Source organism: Rathayibacter rubneri, from assembly GCF_023743255.1.
In the GTDB taxonomy this organism is placed as follows: domain Bacteria; phylum Actinomycetota; class Actinomycetes; order Actinomycetales; family Microbacteriaceae; genus Rathayibacter; species Rathayibacter rubneri.
Genome location: NZ_JAMRYM010000208.1, coordinates 1 through 941, shown reverse-complemented (window position 1 = coordinate 941; position 941 = coordinate 1). Strand labels below are relative to the sequence as shown.

The window sequence follows — 941 nt, the reverse complement described above, 5'->3', positions numbered from 1 at the left end:
CCCTCCAGGCGCCCGAGAGCGCGCCCACCCGCCCGAGGAGGTCGAAGCGGCGCTCCGAGAGCGCTGCCTGGGTGTTCCTCTCGCCGTGGGTGATCGGAGCGACCCTGCTGACCATCGGACCGATGATCGCCTCGCTGGTCCTCTCGTTCACCGACTACGACCTGTTCACGCAGCCGCAGTTCGTCGGGTTCGACAACTACCAGCGCATGCTGACGGAGGATCCGCGGTTCTGGAAGTCGGTGGGCGTCACGCTCACCTACGTCCTGGTCGCGGTCCCGCTGAAGCTGGGCCTCGCCCTCGCGGTGGCGCTGCTGCTGAACCGCCCCCGGCGCGGTCAGGGCTTCTACCGCTCGGCCTTCTACGCGCCGTCCCTCCTCGGGGCGAGCGTCGCGGTCGCCATCGTCTTCCGCACGCTCTACTCGCAGGACGGCGTCGTCGACTCCGGTCTCGGACTCGTCGGGCTGGACCTCGGCGGCTGGATCTCGAACCCGTCGCTCGCGCTCTACGTGCTGGTCTCGCTCGCGGTGTGGCAGTTCGGCGCGCCCATGGTGATCTTCCTCGCCGGGCTCAAGCAGGTGCCGTCCGAGCTGTACGACGCGGCCTCGGTCGACGGCGCGGGCAAGTGGCGCAGCTTCTGGTCGGTCACCTGGCCGATGCTCTCGCCCGTCCTCTTCTTCAACCTGGTGCTCGAGATGATCGGCGCGTTCCAGTCGTTCACGTCGGCGTACGTGGTCAGCGGCGGGCGCGGGGGGCCGATCGACTCGACGCTCTTCTACACGCTCTACCTCTACGACCGGGCGTTCACGGCGTTCGACATGGGCTACGCCTCCGCCATGGCGTGGTTCCTGCTCGTCGTGATCGCCGTCGTCACGGCCCTCATCTTCCGCAGCTCGCGCGGCTGGGTCCACTACGCAGGAGACGACCGATGACCGCCACCGCCC

The 941-nt window shown here is 69.0% G+C and carries 1 protein-coding gene; it reads left to right on the top strand.

All coding sequences use genetic code 11. The features are described 5' to 3' along the window. A partial coding sequence (locus NB037_RS19340) for a carbohydrate ABC transporter permease (protein WP_251948697.1) occupies positions 1 to 929 on the top strand: 929 nt, incomplete at its 5' end. Between the last annotated feature and the right edge of the window lie 12 nt (positions 930 to 941).